Origin of the sequence: Salinicola peritrichatus (assembly GCF_003206715.1) — a bacterium.
Lineage (GTDB): Bacteria > Pseudomonadota > Gammaproteobacteria > Pseudomonadales > Halomonadaceae > Salinicola > Salinicola peritrichatus.
On sequence record NZ_PZJU01000002.1, the window covers coordinates 44,396 to 64,884 of the forward strand.

Sequence of the window (20,489 nt, forward strand, 5' to 3'; positions counted from 1 at the left end):
GGATCAATAATTTTTGTAGCGAACGATGCAGAAATCAAAGCAACCGATAAAAGTCGACAAGAAGACATCGGCGCGCGGCCGCGGCCGTCCCCGCGCCTTTGACCGCGAAGCGGCTCTGGCGCGGGCGACCCAGCTGTTCTGGTCCAAAGGCTATGAGGCGACCTCCATCGCCGACCTCACGGAGGCAATGGGGATCGGTCCACCCAGTCTGTACGCGGCCTTCGGCTCCAAGGACGCGCTCTACGCGGAGGCGTTGCACCATTACCGCAAGCATTACGAGGCGCTTGTCTGGGACAAGTTCTTTGCTGCGGACACGGCCCGCGAGGCCGTCAGATCCCTGCTGATGGACTCCGCCGCCGCCTTGACGGGGTGTCTCGGCGACATGCCTCTCGGTTGCATGGTGACGCTCTCCTCAGTCGGCAGCGAGGGGCATTCGGAATTGGGCGAGCAGGTGCGATCAGCGCGTGCCGCCACATTGGACCACTTGGAGATCCGACTGCGTCAGGCCATGACGAATGGAGAGATCCCGACTTCGGTCGATATCCATGCGCTTGCCCGCTTCGTGCAGACCGTGCAGAACGGCATGTCCATCCTGGCGCGCGATGGGGCGGATCGCGCCGAGCTGGAAGATGTGGCCCGGGTCGCGATGCTGGGGTGGGATGCCCGCACCGATCCGGCCGCGGACGCATGAGTGCGCAGCAACCGTCGTAACGACGGTTGCTGGCGGTACGTCGGGAGACTGCACCCTACCCGCGGATCAGTCCTCGGATACGGTCGGGTATCGGCCCGCCATTCAAGCTTGGGCAGTTGGACGGATGACGCCTCGAGATCGCTGCGGCGCCGGCCATAGCTCGTCCATCGCCTCCCCCAGAATCCGCTCCATCTCGACGTAGAGGGCGCTCTTGCGCGCACGCAGCGCCTCGGTCGAGTGCATCAACCGATCGATGGCGATGGATTCTTGCGTCTACCAGCACTTCGGCCGCCTCGACGCGATCCTATACAACGCCGGCTACGGCTACATGAGCGCGGTCGAGGAGATCGACCTCGTCGAGGCCCAGGCGAACTTCGATACCAACGTCTTCGGGACGCTCTCCGTCATCCAGGCGGCGCTGCCATTTCTACGCGACCAGCGCAGCGGCCACATTATCACCCTGTCGAGCATCGGCATGAGTTCCGACATCTGTCGATGTTCGGCGAATGCATAGCCGGATTGCACGGCCCTCGATGCCGTGCGCTCGGATGCCTTGAAGATTCGGTCCGCCACCACCTGATAACCGCAGGGGCTACTGCCTATGGCCCGTCGGATTTGTCTGCCCTTGGCTCAACATCGTGCTCAATTCGGATATACCCCCAGCTTTTGCAAGGTCTCGAGCATCTGCGTCTTATCGTAGGAGACGTAATCCTTGTCCGTCGCGGCGGGGTCGGCGGCGATGCCGGTCGTAACCAGCCCCACTTCCCGATTGGACACCCAGTCGGGCTCGTAGCGTCGGCGTGCCCGAGTAACGACCGGCCCCAGCACCTGGGCGGCGACGCGGGTCCGGTCGCCGAGCTCGGCCGACAGAACGTGGCGCATCATCAGCAGCGCCGCTTGCTGCATGTTGATGATCGACGCACCGGGCACGGGCTCGACCGCACTGCCGCCAAGGATCAACTGGTAACTGCCGTGTGGCGGCAGATGCGGCACCCAGGCCCGGGCCGTGGAGACATGGGCGGTACTCATATCGACGAAATAGCGTTGCCAATCGTCTTCCGTGATCTCCCACAGCGACTCGCCTTGCCACCAGCCACCGATCGAGGCCACGACATCCGTGACCGCGCCGTATTCGGCGATGATTTGCTCGGCCGTGGCTCGAGCCGCTTCGAAACCGGTGTAACGGCCGGTCACGAAACTCAGATTCTCGGGTTTGCCGATGTCGGACAGCACCTGGCGGAATCGCTCGATCTTGTCTTCGGTACGTGACGGCACGATCACATGCGCGCCGGTCTTCAGCCAGGCGCGGACGACGCCCTCGCCCACATCGCCCGTACCGCCCGCGATGACGACGCGGCGATCGCCGAGATCCGGATAGCGTGCCTTGTCAAGGTTAATGGTCTCGCTCATGTCACAGTCCCTCGTTTCGAACATAGTCGGCAACCGTGACCGGCTCGATGTGTGGATACCGGTCGTTGGCAATCGCATGGAGCTTGGCCTTCCCCGAGAGCATCGCGCGCCAGTACATGAGCGGCAGCCAGTCGAACAGGTTGTCGGGTTCGGTCTGCCGGCGTCGCTGGATCTCGTCGTCGAGGTCGGCCAGCGTGCCCATCCTGCTGACGGTCACGGAGTGCCCCGAAGCGCCCTCATAGGCCTTCACGAGTTGATGAAAGTCCAGGGTATCGCCGGCGAATGCCAAGACGCTCGGCAGGGCCTCCTCGTCGACGGCCGCCTCGGCCGTGAAGCGGGCGGTATCAGCATAAGTGGTGAAATCCATCTCGGCCGTGCCGTCACCCCACAGGAAGGCCTGCCTGGCGTCGAGATCGAAGGCGCCGAGAAAACCGAACAGGATCCTGCGATCGAGGAAGGCACCGATCTGGATCTGGACGACCTCCACGTCGCCCCGGGCCTCGTCGGCGACACGCGCGAAGGTGCGCAGGATATCCGAGTTGAGGTTCTCGCCCTCCCCCAGACCGAAGATGTTGTAGGAAAAATAAGAGGGGATGAAGCGCCGCACGCCGGCCCGACGAGCAGCCTCGAGAAGACGGCGCTGCGCGTCGATCATGACGTCGGGACCGCCCTGTAGCGCCGAAATTACGACGAAAGCACCGTGCATCGCCTCGTTCAGGAGTTCATCCTGATCCTGGCGATCCAGATCGATTTCCACGACCTCCACGCCGCGCTCACGCAGTGCCGCGACCTTGGTAACACTTTGGGGGCGCACGAGGAGTCGCAGTTGCACCCCGGGCTTGTCCAGCAGCGCCTGCGCGATCAAGGATCCCAGATTCCCCGTCGCACCCGCCAACACGGCAACCTTGCTCATTTCGCTCATGTTCGACCTCATCTTGGTGACATTCACTGGAGGCGGCGCAGATCGCCGGCGACCGGTGGCCAACGAAGCCATGGTCTTGTTGGCCGGGAGGCAAGTTCGACACTCCAAGGACCGCTCGCACCAAGTCGATGTTCCGCATCGGCACTTGGTTCCTCTTGGTAACTCGGTACAGTATGGATCCTTCACCAGGCGCCGCAAGACGGCACAATCTTGATACCGAGGTCACATGGAAGAAACAGAGCCCGTTGTTCACCGGATGGATGACTGCATGCGCGTCTCGCGAGTGCTCTCGAGCATCGCCGGGAAGTGGAGCGTACTCGTCGTCATGCTGCTGCGGGAACAGCCACGGCGTTTCAGCGAGTTGAAGCACGGCGTCGACGGCATTTCGCAGCGGATGCTGACGCGCACGCTGCGCAACCTAGAGCGGGATGGACTCGTCACACGAACGGTCACGCCGTCGATCCCGCCCCGGGTCGACTACGCACTGACCGAATTGGGGCATTCGCTCGCAGAACCGATTCAGACGCTCGGTCTATGGGCCTTCCGTCACCTGGCGCAGATCGAAGCGGCACAGGCTCGTTACGATGCCAAGGCACCGAGCTCTGAATCTTGAGTCCGTGATATCGATAACGCGCGACAACGTCGACCAGGGGACATGTCTTCCGACATGTCCCCTGTGCTACCGAGGTCCATCGGATCCAGTGGCGATTCACCCCGCCTGCGCGTTACCGTGTCTGCCGGCTCTGCCGACAGACGGGATCAGACTGGCGGCAGCCGATCGATCATACGATCCAGCGTGATCGGATAATCGCGCACGCGGATGCCGGTAGCGTTGTAGGCCGCGTTGGCGATCGCCGCCGCCACGCCGCAGAGCCCCAGTTCGCCGACGCCCTTGGCCTTGAGCGGCGTCGCCACGCCGTCGACGGTATCGAGGAAGACGACTTCCTGGCGCGGGATATCGGCGTGCACCGCGACCTCATAGCCGGCCAGGTCGTGATTGACGAAGAAGCCGTGCTCGAGATCGACTGCCAGCTCCTCCGACAGCGCCGCACCGGTCCCCATCACCATGCCGCCGATCACCTGGCTGCGCGCGGTGATCGGGTTGAGGATGCGCCCGGAATCGCACACCGCCAGCATCCGCCGCACACGCGTCTCGCCGGTGGCGACGTGTACGCCGACCTCGACGAAGTGTGCGCCGAAGGTCGCCATCAGGTACTCCTCGGTCTGGAAGCCACCGAAGTTGATCGAGTCCTCGGCACTCAACTCTTCGCTGATCGCGGCGAGCGGCGTGACGTCATCGCCGGCGATGACGTTGCCGTCACGGAACTCGGGATCCTCGACACCCAGACGCTCGGCGATCTGCTGGCGCAGCGCCACGCAGGCCGCGTAGACGCCGGCGGTCGAGCTGGCGGCGCCGAACTGCCCACCGGAGCCGGAAGAGACCGGCCAGGCGCTGTTGCCCAGGCGCACCTCGACTCGGCCCAACGGTAGCCCCATCGTCTCCGCCGCCGTCTGCGCAAGGATGGTGTAGGAGCCGGTGCCGATGTCGGTCATGTCGGTCTCGATCACCACCCGACCGTTGGAGAGCGTGGCTCGCGCGCCGGACTTCAGGTTCAAGTGGCCGCGATAGGCGCCCGCCATGCCGTGACCGATCAGCCACATGCCCTCGCGGCGCCCGCCCGGCGTCGGGTTGCGGTCGGCCCAGCCAAAGCGCTCCGCCCCCTCTCGCAGACACTCGACGAAGTGGCGTTCGGAGAACGGGATCGACGGATCGCTCGGATTGACCTGGGTGTCATTGAGAACACGGAACTCGACCGGATCCATCTCGAGCTTCTCCGCCATCTCGTCCATGGCAATCTCCAGTGCCATCAGCCCCGACGCCTCGCCTGGCGCGCGCATGTCCGAGGCTTCCGGCAGATGCATCTCGACCAGGTGGTGAATCACGCGGCGGTTGGGCGCGGCGTAGAAGTAAGGCGTCTGTGCGGTGGCGTTCTCCCCGCGTCCGCCCGGCAACGTATGAGACGCGGCCTCGTGATCGATCGCCGTCAGCTTGCCGTCGGCACCCGCCGCCAGCCGGATGCGCTGGATCGTGGCGGAGCGGTGCGTGGTGTTGTTGATCATGAACGGTCGCGGCAGCGCCAGCTTGACCGGCGCCCCGACGGCCCGCGAGCCGATCGCGGCGAGCACCGCATCGGCGCGCAGCCACAGCTTGCCGCCGAAGCCCCCGCCGATGTATGGACTTTCTACGCGGATGCGGTCGGGCTCGATGCCGAAGGTGGTCGCCAGCGACTGGCGATTCCACTCGATCATCTGGTTCGAGGTCCAGACGGTCATCTGACCGCCGTCGGCCCAGTCGACGATCGAGGCGTGGGGCTCCATCATGGCGTGACTCTGCGATGGCGTATGGTACATCTCGTCGAGCGTGACAGCGGCGCTCTCGAACGCCGCGTCGACGTCGCCGACCTGGGTCGAGGGCTCACCAGTGCCTTGCAGGCGCTGCCAGCCGGCCTCGAGGTCGACATCAATGTCATCGCGCTCGTAGGTGGTCTCGATCAGCGCCGCGGCGGCGCGCGCCTGTTCGAAGGTCTCGGCAACAACCACGGCGATCGCCTGCTGGTAGTGCTCGACCACATCGCCGCCGAACAGCCGGGCGACGTTGTAGTCCCAGATGCCGAGCGGCTCTATGTCCAGCGTGGTGACGACACTACGCACGCCGGGCGCGCCACGTGCGGCTTCGGTATCGATGGCCACGATACGCCCCTTCGCAATGGCCGAGCCGACGGGATAGCCGTAGAGCTGGCCCGCGATCACATCGTGCCGTTCATAGGCATAGGGCGCCGTGCCGGTTACCTTGAGCAGGCCGTCGATCCGCGCATGCGGCTTGCCGACGACCGTGGCACGGTCGAAAAGGTTCTGGTCTGCCGGTTGATTGAAGTCCATGGATCACCCCTCGGCCAGCATGCCGGCGAGCGTGCGCTCGGCCAGACGGATCTTGAAAGCGTTCTCTTCGGTCGGGCTGGCACCATCCAGAAGGCGCGACATCACCGCGTTGGCCCCATCGGGCAGCGCGGCATCGGCGGCAGCCCGACGCCACGGCTGTGGTGCCACGCCCCCCAGGGCGACACGCCCGCTGCCATCGGCCTGGCGCACCAGCGCCACCGAAACCAGGGCGAAGGCGTAGGAGGCGCGATCGCGCACCTTGTGGTACGCCTGCCGCCCGCCGACCGGCGGCGGCAACGTCACCGCGGTAATGAACTCGCCGGGCATCAGAACCGTCTCGACATCCGGCGTATCGCCCGGCAGCCGATAGAACTCGTCCAGCGGAATCGTGCGCGAGGCACCGGAGGGCGTGATCGTTTCCACCTCGGCATCCAGCACGCGTAGCGCCACCGCCATGTCGGAAGGATGCGTGGCGATGCAGGCGTCCGACGTGCCGATGATGCCGAGCTGACGCGAGAACGCGCCCTGCCCCAAGGCTGCACAGCCGGCCCCCGGAGAGCGCTTGTTGCACGGCATCGCGGTGTCGTAGAAATACGGGCAGCGGGTGCGCTGCAGCAGGTTGCCAGCAGTGGTCGCCTTGTTGCGCAATTGCCCGGAGGCGCCGGACATTAGCGCCCGCGTCAGCACGCCGTAGTCGCGCCGTACCCGCTCGTTGGCCGCCAGATCGGTATTGCTGACCAGCGCGCCGATGCGCAGGCCCCCGTCTTCGGTTGCGGTGATGCCGTCGAGCCCCGTGCCACTGACATCGATCAGGTGCATCGGCGTCTCGATCTCGAGTTTCATCAGGTCGAGCAGATTGGTCCCACCGGCGATGAACTTGGCGCCGGGAATCTCGGCCGCGCGCGAGGCGGCCTGCGCCGGCTCGCTGGCCCGTTCGTAGGAAAACGCTCTCATGCCTGTTCCCCCGCCGCCTGGTGGATCGCTTCGAGGATGTTGGCATAGGCGCCGCAGCGGCAGATGTTGCCCGACATGCGCTCGCGAATCTCCTCGTCGGTAGCCTCGATCCGCGCCGTCAAATCCTTCGTCACATGGCTTGGCACGTTGTCGCGGATCTCCTGCAGCACGGCCTTGGCCGAACAGATCTGCCCGGGGGTGCAGTAGCCGCACTGGAAGCCGTCGTGATCGAAGAACGCCTGCTGCATCGGGTCGAGCTGCTGGGGCGTTCCGAGACCTTCGATGGTGGTCACCTCGTCGCCCTGATGCATCACCGCGAGACTCAGGCAGGAATTGATGCGCTCGCCGTTGACGTGGACCGTGCAGGCGCCACACTGGCCATGGTCGCAGCCCTTCTTGGTGCCGGTCAGCTCAAGGTGTTCGCGCAGCGCGTCGAGCAGCGTGGTGCGGTTGTCCACCGCCAGCTCGCGCGTCTCGCCGTTGACGACGAGCGTGAAGGTGGAGCGGTCCGGCCCCGCGAGCGAGGTCGGCTGGGCGCTGGCGCGCCAGGGAATATTGGCGGCAACGACGGCACTGGCGGTTCCCACCAGGAAGGTTCGTCGACGCATCTCGAATCGAATGGGAGGGCTCATAAGCTAGATCCTGTCGTACGCGATGTCGTTGAATTTTTATGGGTAGCACGGTGATCCTTATCGCTGTCATTACAGACTAATATCATCTGTAAAGATGAGAACCATGGCTGAGATAATGGTAGTCATGAACTTTGTTCATGCATGTCTTCGACATACCCCATTTCCGAATCACCGAACTTCGCCTTGCATGAAAGCATCGAATGCTGGCGCGAAATCGGCATACCAACGCGAGAGCGCACCCCGATGACATCATCCCAGAGTGTAGGATTCGGCAGCGCATCGCACCCACCGATAATTCCGGCGTTGTTCATCAATACGAAGATCGGACCGATGCGTGAACGGATAGTTTCCGCCAACGCATCGACGCCCGCATGATTACTCATGTCCACGGATTACTCATGTCCATGATGAAGCCTTCGCAGCCTTCGCCCAGTTGCCGAGCGAGATCGATCACATTCGGCGCCTTGTCAAGCAGGCAGACCCGCATCCCCATACCGGCCAGCCGCTTGGCTGCGGCTAATCCGATGCCACTGGCGGCACCTGTCGACCGCCACGTTACCGGATACAATGGTCATAGAATGCTCTTATTCTATAGCTAAATGGGAGATATCGCGCTAACCCACTGGGATGCGGCGACCCGTGGGGTCTGGTCTACGCTGGGGTTTGCGCGAACCAGACGGCCAGCACACTACCCGCAATGGGTGATCATCCAGCACGGCTACCGGCGTCATGCCCTCGGACGCGTCCTGTGTGATACGCCCCGTCAACCGGTGACCCACCCAAACAGCTTCCGATGGACGCAGCGAAAGCGGCGGCCGTAGCTTGTCCGGTATACATGAGTGCCAACGCACGCACTAAGCGCTCCTCAGAAACCAGACGCATGATGACGGCAGTGGCCAGAGCCCAGAAGCGCCATCGCCGCGACGGCACCCCACGCACTGGCCTGCATATGGCCCGCCGTTATCGTGTTTACTGGGGTCGTAGTGGTCTCTTGACGATTCGGATTGCTGGTTGAATTCCGCCAGCAGATATCGATCAATCGGTGAGATTGAATAATAGGCCGGTCGTCAAAGACAACAACCCGTCTGGAATCATTGTATTAATGAATACAGTGCATGGATAAGTGATTCCAAAGCCGGTGTATCAGCGTAAACTCAGTAATGGATCTATCGGAGATAATCGATGCAACGGGAAGAGCTAGGAGACTTGGCCGCCTTCGTGGCGGTGGCGGAGGAAAAGAACTTCACGTGCGACAGTCCGGCTGGGTATCTCACAATCAGCAGTCAGTCACATCATTCGGCGACTGGAAGTGTCCGTTGGCCTACGACTGCTGAACCGCACGTCACGGCGGGTAACGGTCACCGATGCGGGGGAAAAGCTGCTCGCGGCGTTGCGTCCCGGATTTGGCCAGATACAAGCACGAATCGAGGAGTTGCGTTTACTCGGCGACGCTCCTCAAGGTCTCGTGAGGCTGACGGCTAGCAAGCCGGCTGCTCGAACGAGCTTCATGCCGGTACTGTCCCAAATCGTCAAGGACTATCCCGAAGTACGAATCGAGTTGAACCTCGATGGGCGCCTCTCGGACCTGGCCGAGGATCGCTTCGATGCTGGCGTACGTTTGGGAGAATTCGTCGGACCTGACATGATCGCGGTCAAGGTAGGGCCACCGTTACGCATTGCAGCCGTCGCGACACCGGAATACTTTAAAAAGCATGGCGTTCCCGAACACCCCGTCGACCTCAACGCCCATGATTGTCTTGCGCTTCGTTTCAGCCCCCATGCCGCGCCTTACGATTGGGAATTCGAGAAGAATGGGGAGCAGATCGTGAAAAAAGTTTCCGGCTCTTTTATTTTCAGTGAAAGCGATATTTGTCTCGAAGCCTGTAAAGCGGGGCATGGTATTGCATTTGTCACGGAGCCAGAAGTCATCATGGATCTTCAAGACGGCAGCTTGCGTCGAATTCTTGCGGATTGGTGCCCGAAGTTCGATGGCTATCATCTGTTTTTTTCCGGCCGGCGCCAAGTCAGTTCTGGCCTTCGGCTAGTCATTGATCGGTTGCGCTACCAAGACTGCTTGGCCGCCAATTCTGAGTGCAACACCTGACCAAATCATCGGTAAGTTATTGTATCCACGTCATATTCTGAACTCTGCATCGGAGAACGTGCGACGATCCAGATCAGCCTCGAGCAAAGCTTGAGCCTCAGGACGGTGGCGGCTCTGCTCGAGCGGTCTCCGCCGACGATGAGTCGAGAGATACGCCGCAATCGATCGCCCGATGGCCGATACCGCGTGCCACACGCTCAATAGCGTCGCCATGACCGCCGGACAGTTTGCCGGCCAAGGCGCAGCAACCACCATCTCTGCCGTGGAAGGCTTTAGCGCAGCGTTGAACCGCATGCCGTTGGCCGCACGGAAGAGCATGGACATATGACCAAGGGCGCGAGATGGCGCAACACGCCAAGATTAACCAGAATACCGGTGTCGCCAGCTACTTTTGTGATCCGCACAGCCCATGGCAGAGAGGCGCCAACGAAAATATCAATGGGCTCATACGGCAGTACTTGCCAAGGGAACGGACCTATCGGTCTACAGCCAAAAGGAACTCGATGAAATAGCGCTTTAAGCTGAACATGCGGCCGCGAAAGCACTTCGACTTCAAGTGTCCCATTGAGATGATGAGCGAACTGATGGCGAAGTACCATGAGGCTCCGTCATCGACGCATTGACGGTATTGCTCTCAGAAACTATATCCGCCACCGTTGCAGAAATACGCGTAACTGCATTTCATCCAATCGTGAATTGAATGAATGTAGAGACTGCAACTTATGAAACACAAATTTTTCGGCATACGCCGATGGCTCCCCGAGCAGGACTCGAACCTGCGACCCAATGATTAACAGTCATTTGCTCTACCAACTGAGCTATCGGGGAACGATATGACAACGGCAATGGAAGGCGGTGATGGCTCCCCGAGCAGGACTCGAACCTGCGACCCAATGATTAACAGTCATTTGCTCTACCAACTGAGCTATCGGGGATCGGTTTCACCGTCGGCTGATGAATGTTGGCTCCCCGAGCAGGACTCGAACCTGCGACCCAATGATTAACAGTCATTTGCTCTACCAACTGAGCTATCGGGGACCATCCTTCAGCACGCGGCGTAGTATACGCGCTGGACTGTTTGCGTCAAGAGCGAATCCCCGTCGGATCCGCAAAACCGCCGAATGCATTTCCCCTGCACAATCAATACGCTGCATAACGGCTCCCGGCACCTCGACAGAACGCGCCATAGCATGCCCTGGCGACCCTGTCCTCCACGTAGGCAGAACGGCATTGACACGGCCAGCCGGTCGCCTTAGCGTGAAATTTATTATAACAATTTGCAGCGACTTGGCGCCCGAGGACGACCCGGGCCAGCGGTCCCCTCGGCCGTGAACAACAACAACGTCATCGACAAGGAGGTGCGCATGACAGCGCATGCCACTACCACGGCTACTCGTAAACCGTGGTACCAACGTATTCCCCACCCCGCCATCCTGATCTTCTGCCTGCTCTGCGTGGTATGGGCGCTGACGCTGATTATCCCCGCCGGCAGTTACGAACGTCACGAGGTCAATGGCCGCAGCGCGGTAATACCCAGTACTTTCCACTTCATCGATCAAGCTGCACCGTCAGTATTGGAGATATTCCATGCCATTCCGCTCGGCATGATCGGTGCCGCCAGCATCATCTTCATCGTCTTCATTGGCGGCGGCCTGTTCCGGGTGATGGAGGCGACCGGCGCACTGGAGAACCTGGTCGGCACTCTGGTCAAGAAGCTGGGGCACGAGCGACCGGCACTACTGATCTGGTTGATGACTTTCGTGTTCGGCGTGCTGGGCATTGCGGTCGGCTACGAGAACAATATCGCCCTGATACCGATCGCGGTTCTCCTCGGGCTCGCCATGGGCGGCGACCGGCTGGTCGGCACGGCGATCGCCCTGGGTGGCGTCGGCATCGGCTTCGCGACCTCGCCGATCAACGTCTATACCGTGGGCGTATCGGATCAGATCGCGCAGTTGCCGATGTTTTCCGGCGCCGGGCTGAGAAGCGTGTTGTGCCTCGGTGCCTTGGCACTGCTGGCCCATCACACCAGCCGCTACATGAAGCGCCTGCGCGCGGACGCCAAGGCGTCGCTGCTCGAACCGGACGAACAGGATGCCGCCCTGAACAAGCCGCTACATGACTACCACCTGTCGGGCTCGGATCTGCGCGTCATCGGCACTTTCGTCGTCGGCCTCGGCATCATGCTGTATGGCGTTTTCGCCCATGGCTGGTACATCAACGAGATTTCCGGCGTATTCGTGGCCATGTCGATCGCCATCGGCCTGGTGGCGAAACTCTCGCCGGCGAAGATCAATCAGTATTTCTTCGAAGGCGCGGCCTCGGTGGCCACCGGCGCGCTGCTGGTGGGTCTGGCCCGGGCGCTGCAGGTACTGCCGAACAGGGCGCCATCGGCGATACCATCGTGCATGGCCTGGCCGAACCACTGGCCGGCCTGCCGGTACTGATCTCGACCCTGGCGATGACGCTGGTGCATTCGATCATCAATATCTTCATTCCCTCCGGCAGCGGACAGGCGATGGCCACCATGCCGATCATGATTCCGCTGTCGGATCTGATCGGCATGACCCGGCAGACCGCGATCCTGGCCTTCCAGGTCGGCGATGGCCTGACTAACCTGGTGGTACCGACCTCGGGCGGCACGCTGGCAATGCTGGCCATCGCCCGCGTTCCTTACGACTGCTGGGTACGCTTTTTCTTTCCCTTGTTGCTCAAGGCCTTCCTGCTCAGTTGGGGAGTGCTGGCGTTTGCGGTCGCGATCGGCTGGGGGCCGGCATGAGCCGCAAGCGTTCCGACCAGATCGCCGAGGGGCTGCGCCAGCGCATCCTTTCGGGCGAGCTTCCCCCCGGCGCCCGGCTGGAAAACGAGGCGACGCTGACCGCTCGCCTGGAAACCAGCAGATGGACGTTGAGGGAGGCACTGAAATCTCTTGAGACCCAAGGGTTGGTGCGGGTCAGAAGTGGCCCCGGAGGCGGGGCCAGCATCACCGAAGTGAGTGCCGCAACGGCCAACGAACTGTTATGGAACTTCTGCTTCAGCCGCGATCTGTCGGTGCCGGACATCTACGCGCTGCGCAAGCTGCTGGAGCCGGCCCTGGCCCGTCAGGTCACGCCATTGCTGGACGAGCGGACCCTGGCCCAACTGGCCGCCACCGCGGATCGCTGCTGCAGCTACCGTCACGAAGGGCGCGGCGTCTCGGAACGCGAGGATGAGCTCAATTTCCACAACCTGCTGGCTGCCGTTTCCCCCAACCCGTTGCTGCGCTTCCTGGTCGAGTTCCTGAACGGGCTGTTGCTCAAGGTCGTGGCCGCCCAACATCTCGACCCAGCCCTGGCCGGGGTCGACCTCAACTACCATGGCCACGACTACCACCTGGAACTGATCGAGGCGTTCCGGGAGCGCAATGCCGAGCGCGCCGGACGATTGATGTACGAACACATGGAGGCCGGCGAGCGTTACATGGCCGAGGTGACCGCCCTGGCCACGAGCCGCGCTGCCGCACGCTCCGCCACCCATGACAGCGAGGAATCCCAATGCCCATGAAACTGCCGACCGCCTCCGAGATGCTGGCCAAACTGGTCGGCTTCGATACCGTGTCGCGCCATTCCAACCTGAAGCTGATCGAGTTCGTCGAAGAGTACCTGGCCGAATATGGCATCGAGAGTCAGCGCATCGCGAACGACGACGGCAGCAAGGCCAACCTGCTGGCGAGGATCGGGCCGAACGTCGAGGGCGGCGTGGTGCTGTCCGGCCATACCGACGTGGTGCCCGTCGACGGCCAGCCCTGGACCACCGACCCGTTCACCCTTACCGCCCGTGACGGCAAGCTCTACGGCCGAGGCAGTTGCGACATGAAGGGGTTCATCGCCTGCGCCCTGGCCGAAGTCCCCGACTGGGTCGGGCGGGAGCTCTCGCGGCCGATCTGGCTGGCCTTCTCCTATGACGAGGAGATCGGCTGCCTGGGCGCGCCGCGGATGATCGAACGGATGGTGGCGGACTGCCCCCGCCCGGCGGCGGTGATCGTCGGCGAACCGACGATGATGCGAGCGGTGACGCAACAAAAAGGCATCACCTCGCTGAAGACCGTGGTACATGGCGTGGAGTCGCATTCGAGCCAGGTCAACCAGGGCATCTCGGCGATCCACGTGGCCGCCCGCCTGGTGAGCAAGATCGAGGAGATCATGAGCGAACTGGTCCAGGCCGGTTGCTGCAACCCGGCGTTCAATGTCGAGCACTCCAGTCTTCACGTCGGCCGCATCCATGGCGGTACCGCGATCAATATCATGGCGCGAGAGTGCACTTTCGAGTGGGAAATCCGCCACCTGCCGGAAGATGGCTTCGAGGCGGTGTTCGATCGATTCACGGCTTTCAGCAACCGGCTCGAGGCCGAACTGCAGGCCCGCGATTCACGCTTCGGTATCGAAACCATCCGGTTGACACCGACGGTGCCGGGCCTGGCAGGAAGCGGCAACGCGGAAGCGATCGCGCTGTGCGAGCGTCTGCTTGGCCCCCAGCAACCCGAGGCCGTGGCCTACGCCACCGAAGCCGGTCAGTTCCAGCAAGCGGGAATCGAAGCGATCATCTGCGGGCCGGGCAGCATCGGCCAGGCCCACCAGCCGGACGAATTCATCAGCCAGGAACAGCTGGAACAAGGCGCACGGTTTATGCGCAAACTAGGGGAACGGGCGGCAAACGAAGAGTGAAGAGTGCGAAGTGCCGCCCTTCCAGGTGCGCAGCACCGCTCTTCGAGCTATTGGGTAAGGAATTCGGTTGGTGGCTACGCCCTGATTCGAACAGGGGACCCCATCATTATGAGTGATGTGCTCTAACCAGCTGAGCTACGTAGCCATCCGAAAGGAAGGTGGCGCTGGCGGAAATCTCGCCAGCGCAACGGGGGCGAATTATGCCTGCGGACTCGCTCGATCACAAGCCTGCAGACATGGTTTGATGGATTAAAGACCGAGAGACTGCTTCACCGCCGGCAGACCCGGTTCGCCATCGGCGGTATTCACGCCTTCGAGCCAGGCATCCAGCGTGTCCGGGTGCGCTTTCAGCCAGTCACGCGCGGCATCCTGGGCGTCTTCGCCGTCGTCCATGATGGCACCCATGACTTCGTTCTCCATATCGAGAGTGAAGCTCAGGTTCTGCAGCAGCTGGCCGACGTTACCGCACTCTTCCATGTAGCCGGCACGAGTATTGGTATAGACGGTCGCCCCGCCGTAATCCGGTCCGAAGTAGTCATCGGCGCCCGATAGATAGCCGATGTCGAAGTTCGTGTTCATCGGATGCGGCGCCCATCCCAGGAAGACCATCCATTCGTCGCTCTGGGTACGTGCCTTCACTTCGGCGAGCATCCCGGCTTCGCTGGAGTCGACCAGATCCCAGTCGCCCAGGCCGAAGGCATCGTCGTCGATCATCTGTTGAATGATCATGTTGCCGTCGTTGCCCGCTTCGATGCCGAACAGTTTGTGGCCGAACTGGTCGGCGTGGGCGTCGAGATCCGCTACCGAAGTGACGCCGGCGTCGATCACGTACTGCGGCACCGCCAGCGTGTACTTGGCGCCCTCGAGATTGGCGCGCGGCCGATCGACCTGCCCTTTATCGATGTAGGGATCGCTGATCGACTTCATCGACGGCATCCAGTTGCCCAGGAAGACATCGAAATCGCCCTGTGTCATGCCTGCGTAGGCGACCGGCACCGAGACCGTGTCGGAACTCGCCTCGTACCCCAGGCCATCGAGCACCACGCTCGCCATGGCGGTGGTCGCCTGAATATCGGTCCAGCCGACCTCGGCGAAGTGCACGCTCCGGCAGCTTTCCGGCACCTCTTGCGCCTGCGCCAGACTCGAAGCGGCCAGCCCGGCGCCGGCGATCGTTCCCAGAATCAGATAATGACGTTTCATCTCGCTTGAACTCCCGTTGTTGATTATCAGTCGTTGTTCGTCTTGACCCTTTTGCAGCCGACTGCCGCCAGGAATGGATAACCGCCCATTATTGAAACGCCAGCGTTCCATTCCAGACAAACATACTCTATTTTTTATTGATTGACCGTTCAATAAAAAAATCTCATAATTGTTCCCGCCTGGAATGGATACCTTGCCTCGCTTTGAGCGTTGAACGCACCGGCATCGAAGGACGCGGTCCTTAACGAACAGCTCCGTGATACGAACGGCTCCTTGATTTGCTCGCCTGGTGTTGCTCGTTGTTGCTTCCAGGGGCGCATCCGATCAGAAGCTGCGCGCCGAAATTCACGAGTCGAGGCCGATGCCAGAGGAGGTTGACCCGCGATGGGGCGCCACGTCCGAAGGCCTGGCAGAATCGATCCGAACTGAAAGTTTGGCAGTATCGAAAGAGATAAAAGAACAGGAGCGTGTCGTGCCAAAACTCGGAATGCAGCCCATCCGGCGCAGTCAACTGATTCAGGCGACGCAGGAAGCGATCGACGAAGTCGGCCTCGCCGATGCCACCATCGCGCGTATCGCCAAGCGTGCCGGTGTATCGACGGGGATCATCAGCCACTACTTCACCGGCAAGGATGGCCTGCTGGAAGCCACCATGCGGCACATTCTTTCCGATCTGGGCAAGGCCGTGCGTCAACGTCGGGATGCACTGGGGGATGCGCCGCCGCAGGCCCATCTCCACGCGATCATCGACGGCAACTTCGATCGCAGCCAGACCAGCCGCTCGGTGATGAAGACGTGGCTGGCGTTCTGGGCCAGCAGCATGCATCGCCCTCCGCTGCAGCGTCTTCAGCGCGTCAACGATCGCCGGCTTTACTCCAACCTGAGCTGTCAGTTCCGGCGCGTGCTGCCCAAGCGCCAGGCCCGGGACGCCGCCCGCGGCCTTGCCGCGCTGATCGACGGTTTGTGGTTGCGCGGCGCCCTGGCACCGGAGGGCTTGAATGTCGACCGCGCGCGACAACTCGCCTACGACTACGTGCGCGAACAGCTCGAAGACACGCGACGCTATCAGACGCGCGCCAACGAATACGCCTGACGGCCCGTAACCGCATCAGCACGTCAGCGACAGATTTAGGAGATGCTGAATAAATCGGCGAGCAGGATGAAGCGCAAGGCGCACGGAGCGCAGAAGGCGAGACATAACATGGGGTTAGGCGAGTCTTCGAGCACCGCGTAACGCAGCGATTCGCCTGCGCAGGCATTTATGCAGCGTTTCCCTTACTCCATACGAAGGAGAGCCACCATGACACGACTCGAGACGCAAACACTGTATATCGACGGCCGTCGCACGCCGGCCGGCGGCGATGAAACCTTCGATGCCATCAATCCGGCCAATGGCGAGGTGATCGCCAGTGTTCAGCAGGCCACCGCCGCCGACGTCGACAAGGCCGTCGCCAGCGCCCGGCGCGGCCAGCGGCGATGGGCTGCAATGACCGGCATGGAGCGCTCGCGCATTCTGTTGAAGGCGGTTGCCCTGCTACGCCAGCGCAACGACGAACTGGCCGAACTGGAGACGCTCAACACCGGCAAACCGATCAGCGAGACCGCCAGTGTCGATATCGTCACCGGCGCGGACGCTCTCGAGTACTTCGCCGGGCTGGCGCCGGCCATCGAAGGCACGCAGATTCCGTTGCGGGAAGATTCGTTCGTCTATACCCGGCGCGAGCCGCTGGGCGTGGTCGGCGCCATCGGCGCGTGGAACTACCCGATCCAGATCGCTTGCTGGAAGGCCGCGCCGGCCCTGGCCGCCGGTAACGCGGTGGTATTCAAGCCGAGCGAGGTCACCCCGCTCACGGCGATGAAACTGGCCGCGATCTTTACCGAAGCCGGTCTTCCCGATGGCGTTTTCAACGTCGTTCACGGCGACGGCCGCGTCGGCGCGATGCTCACCGAGCACGCCGACATCGCCAAGATCAGCTTCACCGGCGAGGTCGGCACCGGCAAGAAGGTGATGTCCGCCGCCGCGGGCTCCACGCTCAAGGACGTCACCATGGAACTGGGTGGCAAATCGCCGTTGATCGTGTTCGACGACGCCGATCTCGACCGCGCCGCCGACGCCGCGATGATGGCCAACTTCTACTCCAGCGGCCAGGTCTGCACCAACGGCACCCGGGTGTTCGTGCACCGCTCGGTCAAGCAGGCGTTCGAAGCCAGGATCGTCGAACGCGTCAATCGGGTGAAGGCCGGTGACCCGCTCGATCCGGAGACCAACTTCGGTCCGCTGGTCAGCTTCGAGCATCTGGAAAAAGTCTCGAGCTATCTGGAGATCGCCCGGCAGGACGGCGCGCGCCTGCTCGCCGGCGGCAAGCGCATGACCGATGGCGAGTTCGCCAACGGCGCCTGGGTCGCCCCGACGGTCTACACCGACTGCAGCGACGACATGCGCATCGTCCGCGAGGAGGTCTTCGGGCCGATCATGGCGATCCTGGCCTTCGATGACGAAGAAGAGGTCATTCGGCGCGCCAACGACACCGAGTACGGCCTGGCCGCCGGCCTGTTCACCGAAGGACTCAACCGCGCCCACCGCGTGATCCAGCGTATCGAAGCCGGCATCTGCTGGATCAACACCTGGGGCGACTCCCCGGCCGAAATGCCGGTCGGCGGCTACAAGCAGTCCGGTATCGGCCGCGAGAACGGCGTCGAGACGCTGGCGCACTACACCCAGACCAAATCCGTCCAGGTCGAGATGGGGCCGTTCGTTTCGGTGTTTTGACGAGGAAGAGTGAAGCGCCGCTGCGCGGCTAGAAGAAGGAAGTACGAAGTGAAGCGCCGCTGCGCGGCTAGAAGAGAGAAGTACGAAGTGAAGCGCCGCTGCGCGGCTAGAAGAGAGAAGTACGGCGCTGCGCGCCTGAAGGAGGAAGAAAACATATAGTTTACTTCTCTGTACGTCTTCTTATTTCTTCCCTCTTCCTTCTTCCCTCTTGTCTCTTAACTTTCTTTTCTCAGGAGCGCGTCCATGCAACAGGCTCGCGAATTCGACTACATCATCATTGGTGCCGGCTCGGCGGGTAACGTGCTGGCAACGCGCCTGACCGAGGATCCCGATGTCAGCGTGCTGCTGCTGGAAGCGGGCGGACCGGACTATCGCGCCGATTTCCGCACGCAAATGCCGGCGGCACTGGCCTATCCGCTACAGGGCAAGCGCTACAACTGGGCCTTCGAGACCGATCCCGAACCACACATGGACAACCGTCGCATGGAGTGCGGTCGCGGCAAGGGCCTGGGCGGTTCGTCATTGATCAACGGCATGTGCTATGTCCGCGGCAATGCGCTGGATCTGGATAACTGGGCCAAGCAGCCGGGGCTGGAGGATTGGCGCTATCTCGACTGTCTGCCCTACTACAAGAAGGCGGAGGCCCGGGATATCGGCCCCAACGACTACCATGGCGGCGACGGCCCGCTGAGCGTGACCACGCCCAAGGATGGCAACAACCCGCTCTACCAGGCCTTTATCGAGGCCGGCGTTCAGGCGGGCTATCCGCGTACTGACGACCTCAACGGCTACCAGCAGGAAGGTTTCGGTCCGATGGACCGTACCACCACGCCGAACGGCCGCCGTTCGTCCACCGCGCGGGGTTATCTCGACATCGCCAAGCAGCGTGGCAATCTGACCATCGTCACCCACGCCACCACCGACCGTATTCTGTTCGAGGATCAGCGTGCCATCGGCGTCAATTACCTGCACGATCATCTCAACAACAGCCAACCGCGTCAGGCCCTGGCCCGGCGCGAGGTGCTGCTGTGCGCCGGCGCCATCGCCTCGCCGCAGATCCTGCAGCGTTCCGGGATCGGCGACCCGGAGCTACTGAAGCAGCATGGCATTCCCGTCGTTCACGACCTCAAGGGCGTCGGCGAGAATCTCCAGGATCATCTGGAGATGTACATCCAGTACGAATGCAAGCAGCCGATTTCGCTCTATCCGGCGCTGAAGTGGTACAACCAGCCGAAGATCGGCGCGGAGTGGATGCTCCTGGGCCGTGGCCTGGGCGCCAGCAACCACTTCGAAGCCGGTGCCTTCATTCGCACCGACGAAGCCGAAGCCTGGCCCAATCTTCAGTACCACTTCCTGCCGATCGCGATCAGCTATAACGGCAAGAGCGCGGTCCAGGCCCACGGCTTCCAGGCCCATGTCGGCTCGATGCGCTCGGCAAGCCGCGGCCGGGTCCGACTGCGCGACGGCAACCCCAGGAGCGCGCCGAGCATTCTGTTCAACTACATGTCCACCCAGCGTGACTGGGAAGAGTTCCGGGCCGCGATCCGGCTGACTCGCGAGATCATCAACCAGCCGGCAATGGACGCCTACCGTGGCCGCGAGATCTCGCCGGGGCCGGACGTGCAGTCCGACGCAGAACTCGACGCCTTCGTGCGCCAGCACGCCGAGACCGCCTATCATCCCTGCGGCACCTGTCGCATGGGTACCGGCGAGGATGCGGTGGTCGACACCGAGGGCCGCGTGCACGGCTTGCAGGGGCTGCGCGTCATCGACGCCTCGATCATGCCGCAGATCGTGACCGGCAACCTCAACGCCACGACCATCATGATTGCCGAGAAGCTGGCCGATCGGGTGCGCGGGCGCGCGCCATTGCCGGCGGCCGAGGTGCCCTACTACGTGGCCAATGGCGCGCCGGCGCGCCAGGCCCCGGCCAGGGCATCTTAGGTCATGTACGAAAACTGTCTGCGCTCGCCGACTTTTCGTACACGCCCTTAGCTTAGCGATTCATCACGACACACAAACCCGGCCCCGAGTCGGGTTTGTCGTTCATGGCTCGCAGCTCGTAGCCCGCAGCCCATCGGGTCTTCGCTTTTGCCCTTGGTTTTGCTCGAAGCTCGCTGCTCGTGTCTCGTCGCTGCTTTTTGCTTTTGATCTGGCTTTCTC

At 62.3% G+C, this 20,489-nt stretch carries 19 protein-coding genes, 4 tRNA genes and 2 pseudogenes; 12 read left to right on the forward strand and 13 right to left on the reverse strand.

The genetic code is table 11. From position 1 onward, the window contains the following. The first annotated feature begins 25 nt into the window (after positions 1–25). Positions 26–691, forward strand: coding sequence for a TetR/AcrR family transcriptional regulator (locus DOM57_RS00355; RefSeq protein WP_110647260.1), 666 nt, complete (start codon positions 26–28; stop codon positions 689–691). Positions 692–793: 102 nt separating this feature from the next. On the opposite strand, the gene DOM57_RS21670 is transcribed toward DOM57_RS00355, so the two are convergent. Continuing rightward, positions 794–934, reverse strand: a complete 141-nt coding sequence (locus DOM57_RS21670) for a hypothetical protein (protein ID WP_162619396.1) — start codon at positions 932–934, stop codon at positions 794–796. 10 nt (positions 935–944) lie between these two features. Between DOM57_RS21670 and DOM57_RS00360 the strand changes: the two genes are divergently transcribed. Continuing rightward, entirely contained in the window at positions 945–1,205 is a 261-nt protein-coding gene (locus tag DOM57_RS00360; RefSeq protein ID WP_110647261.1) for an SDR family NAD(P)-dependent oxidoreductase, read from the forward strand. A gap of 128 nt (positions 1,206–1,333) precedes the next feature. On the opposite strand, the gene DOM57_RS00365 is transcribed toward DOM57_RS00360, so the two are convergent. Both DOM57_RS00365 and DOM57_RS00370 read right to left on the reverse strand, forming a co-directional pair. Beyond that, positions 1,334–2,101, reverse strand: coding sequence for an SDR family NAD(P)-dependent oxidoreductase (locus DOM57_RS00365; RefSeq protein ID WP_162619397.1), 768 nt, complete (start codon positions 2,099–2,101; stop codon positions 1,334–1,336). A 1-nt stretch (position 2,102) separates the two neighbouring features. Continuing rightward, positions 2,103–3,023, reverse strand: coding sequence for an NmrA family NAD(P)-binding protein (locus tag DOM57_RS00370; RefSeq protein ID WP_162619398.1), 921 nt, complete (start codon positions 3,021–3,023; stop codon positions 2,103–2,105). A 268-nt stretch (positions 3,024–3,291) separates the two neighbouring features. On the opposite strand from DOM57_RS00370, the gene DOM57_RS00375 reads away from it, so the two are divergent. Beyond that, positions 3,292–3,636 carry a winged helix-turn-helix transcriptional regulator gene (locus tag DOM57_RS00375; RefSeq protein ID WP_204352814.1) on the forward strand — a complete coding sequence of 115 codons (345 nt, stop codon included), beginning with the start codon at positions 3,292–3,294 and terminating at the stop codon, positions 3,634–3,636. A 146-nt stretch (positions 3,637–3,782) separates the two neighbouring features. On the opposite strand, the gene paoC is transcribed toward DOM57_RS00375, so the two are convergent. The 5 genes from paoC to DOM57_RS22645 form a co-directional block, all read right to left on the reverse strand. Further along, entirely contained in the window at positions 3,783–5,963 is a 2,181-nt protein-coding gene (paoC, locus tag DOM57_RS00380; protein WP_110647265.1) for an aldehyde oxidoreductase molybdenum-binding subunit PaoC, read from the reverse strand. A 3-nt stretch (positions 5,964–5,966) separates the two neighbouring features. Beyond that, positions 5,967–6,917: an FAD binding domain-containing protein gene (locus DOM57_RS00385; RefSeq protein ID WP_110647266.1), complete on the reverse strand. Its 951-nt coding sequence runs from the start codon at positions 6,915–6,917 to the stop codon at positions 5,967–5,969. Continuing rightward, on the reverse strand, positions 6,914–7,549 hold the full coding sequence (gene paoA, locus DOM57_RS00390) for an aldehyde dehydrogenase iron-sulfur subunit PaoA (RefSeq protein WP_110647267.1): 636 nt from the start codon (positions 7,547–7,549) through the stop codon (positions 6,914–6,916). Before paoA ends, DOM57_RS00385 begins: the two co-directional genes overlap by 4 nt. A 122-nt stretch (positions 7,550–7,671) precedes the next feature. Continuing rightward, positions 7,672–7,932, reverse strand: coding sequence for a Rossmann-fold NAD(P)-binding domain-containing protein (locus DOM57_RS00395; protein WP_110647268.1), 261 nt, complete (start codon positions 7,930–7,932; stop codon positions 7,672–7,674). Further along, positions 7,929–8,117 carry an SDR family NAD(P)-dependent oxidoreductase gene (locus DOM57_RS22645; protein ID WP_110647269.1) on the reverse strand — a complete coding sequence of 63 codons (189 nt, stop codon included), beginning with the start codon at positions 8,115–8,117 and terminating at the stop codon, positions 7,929–7,931. Before DOM57_RS22645 ends, DOM57_RS00395 begins: the two co-directional genes overlap by 4 nt. A 726-nt stretch (positions 8,118–8,843) precedes the next feature. Between DOM57_RS22645 and DOM57_RS00410 the strand changes: the two genes are divergently transcribed. The 3 genes and pseudogenes from DOM57_RS00410 to DOM57_RS22655 all read left to right on the forward strand — a co-directional run. Then, positions 8,844–9,653, forward strand: a complete 810-nt coding sequence (locus tag DOM57_RS00410; protein ID WP_239496060.1) for a LysR family transcriptional regulator — start codon at positions 8,844–8,846, stop codon at positions 9,651–9,653. Between the two features lie 90 nt (positions 9,654–9,743). Further along, positions 9,744–9,857 carry a helix-turn-helix domain-containing protein gene (locus tag DOM57_RS22650; RefSeq protein ID WP_420820203.1) on the forward strand — a complete coding sequence of 38 codons (114 nt, stop codon included), beginning with the start codon at positions 9,744–9,746 and terminating at the stop codon, positions 9,855–9,857. A 40-nt stretch (positions 9,858–9,897) separates the two neighbouring features. Further along, positions 9,898–10,276: pseudogene (locus DOM57_RS22655) on the forward strand (IS30 family transposase); the annotation flags it as partial. A 129-nt stretch (positions 10,277–10,405) separates the two neighbouring features. On the opposite strand, the gene DOM57_RS00420 reads toward DOM57_RS22655, so the two are convergent. From DOM57_RS00420 to DOM57_RS00430, 3 genes are all read right to left on the reverse strand, one after another. Further along, positions 10,406–10,481 (reverse strand) — tRNA-Asn (locus tag DOM57_RS00420). 31 nt (positions 10,482–10,512) lie between these two features. Further along, positions 10,513–10,588 (reverse strand) — tRNA-Asn (locus DOM57_RS00425). 27 nt (positions 10,589–10,615) lie between these two features. After that, positions 10,616–10,691, reverse strand: a tRNA-Asn gene (locus tag DOM57_RS00430). 326 nt (positions 10,692–11,017) lie between these two features. Here DOM57_RS00430 and DOM57_RS00435 point away from each other — a divergent pair. The 3 genes and pseudogenes from DOM57_RS00435 (at position 11,018) to argE (ending at position 14,356) form a co-directional block, all read left to right on the forward strand. Further along, positions 11,018–12,432 (forward strand): annotated as a pseudogene (locus DOM57_RS00435) (YfcC family protein). Beyond that, complete coding sequence (locus DOM57_RS00440; RefSeq protein WP_110647270.1) at positions 12,429–13,196, forward strand: FadR/GntR family transcriptional regulator; 768 nt, start codon at positions 12,429–12,431, stop codon at positions 13,194–13,196. Before DOM57_RS00435 ends, DOM57_RS00440 begins: the two are co-directional and overlap by 4 nt. Beyond that, on the forward strand, positions 13,187–14,356 hold the full coding sequence (gene argE / locus DOM57_RS00445; RefSeq protein WP_110647271.1) for an acetylornithine deacetylase: 1,170 nt from the start codon (positions 13,187–13,189) through the stop codon (positions 14,354–14,356). Before DOM57_RS00440 ends, argE begins: the two co-directional genes overlap by 10 nt. A gap of 68 nt (positions 14,357–14,424) precedes the next feature. Here the strand turns inward: argE and DOM57_RS00450 are convergent. Together DOM57_RS00450 and DOM57_RS00455 are read right to left on the reverse strand one after the other, a co-directional pair. After that, positions 14,425–14,501, reverse strand: a tRNA-Met gene (locus DOM57_RS00450). A gap of 104 nt (positions 14,502–14,605) precedes the next feature. Then, complete coding sequence (locus DOM57_RS00455; protein ID WP_110647272.1) at positions 14,606–15,556, reverse strand: choline ABC transporter substrate-binding protein; 951 nt, start codon at positions 15,554–15,556, stop codon at positions 14,606–14,608. A 472-nt stretch (positions 15,557–16,028) separates the two neighbouring features. On the opposite strand from DOM57_RS00455, the gene betI reads away from it, so the two are divergent. The 3 genes from betI to betA all read left to right on the forward strand — a co-directional run bounded on the left by betI (position 16,029) and on the right by betA (position 20,270). Then, a complete protein-coding gene (betI, locus tag DOM57_RS00460) occupies positions 16,029–16,649 on the forward strand; it encodes a transcriptional regulator BetI (RefSeq protein ID WP_110647273.1) in 621 nt (206 codons plus the stop codon). 207 nt (positions 16,650–16,856) lie between these two features. After that, positions 16,857–18,326: a betaine-aldehyde dehydrogenase gene (gene betB, locus DOM57_RS00465; RefSeq protein WP_110647274.1), complete on the forward strand. Its 1,470-nt coding sequence runs from the start codon at positions 16,857–16,859 to the stop codon at positions 18,324–18,326. 243 nt (positions 18,327–18,569) lie between these two features. Continuing rightward, entirely contained in the window at positions 18,570–20,270 is a 1,701-nt protein-coding gene (gene betA, locus DOM57_RS00470; protein ID WP_110647275.1) for a choline dehydrogenase, read from the forward strand. Positions 20,271–20,489: the final 219 nt, after the last annotated feature.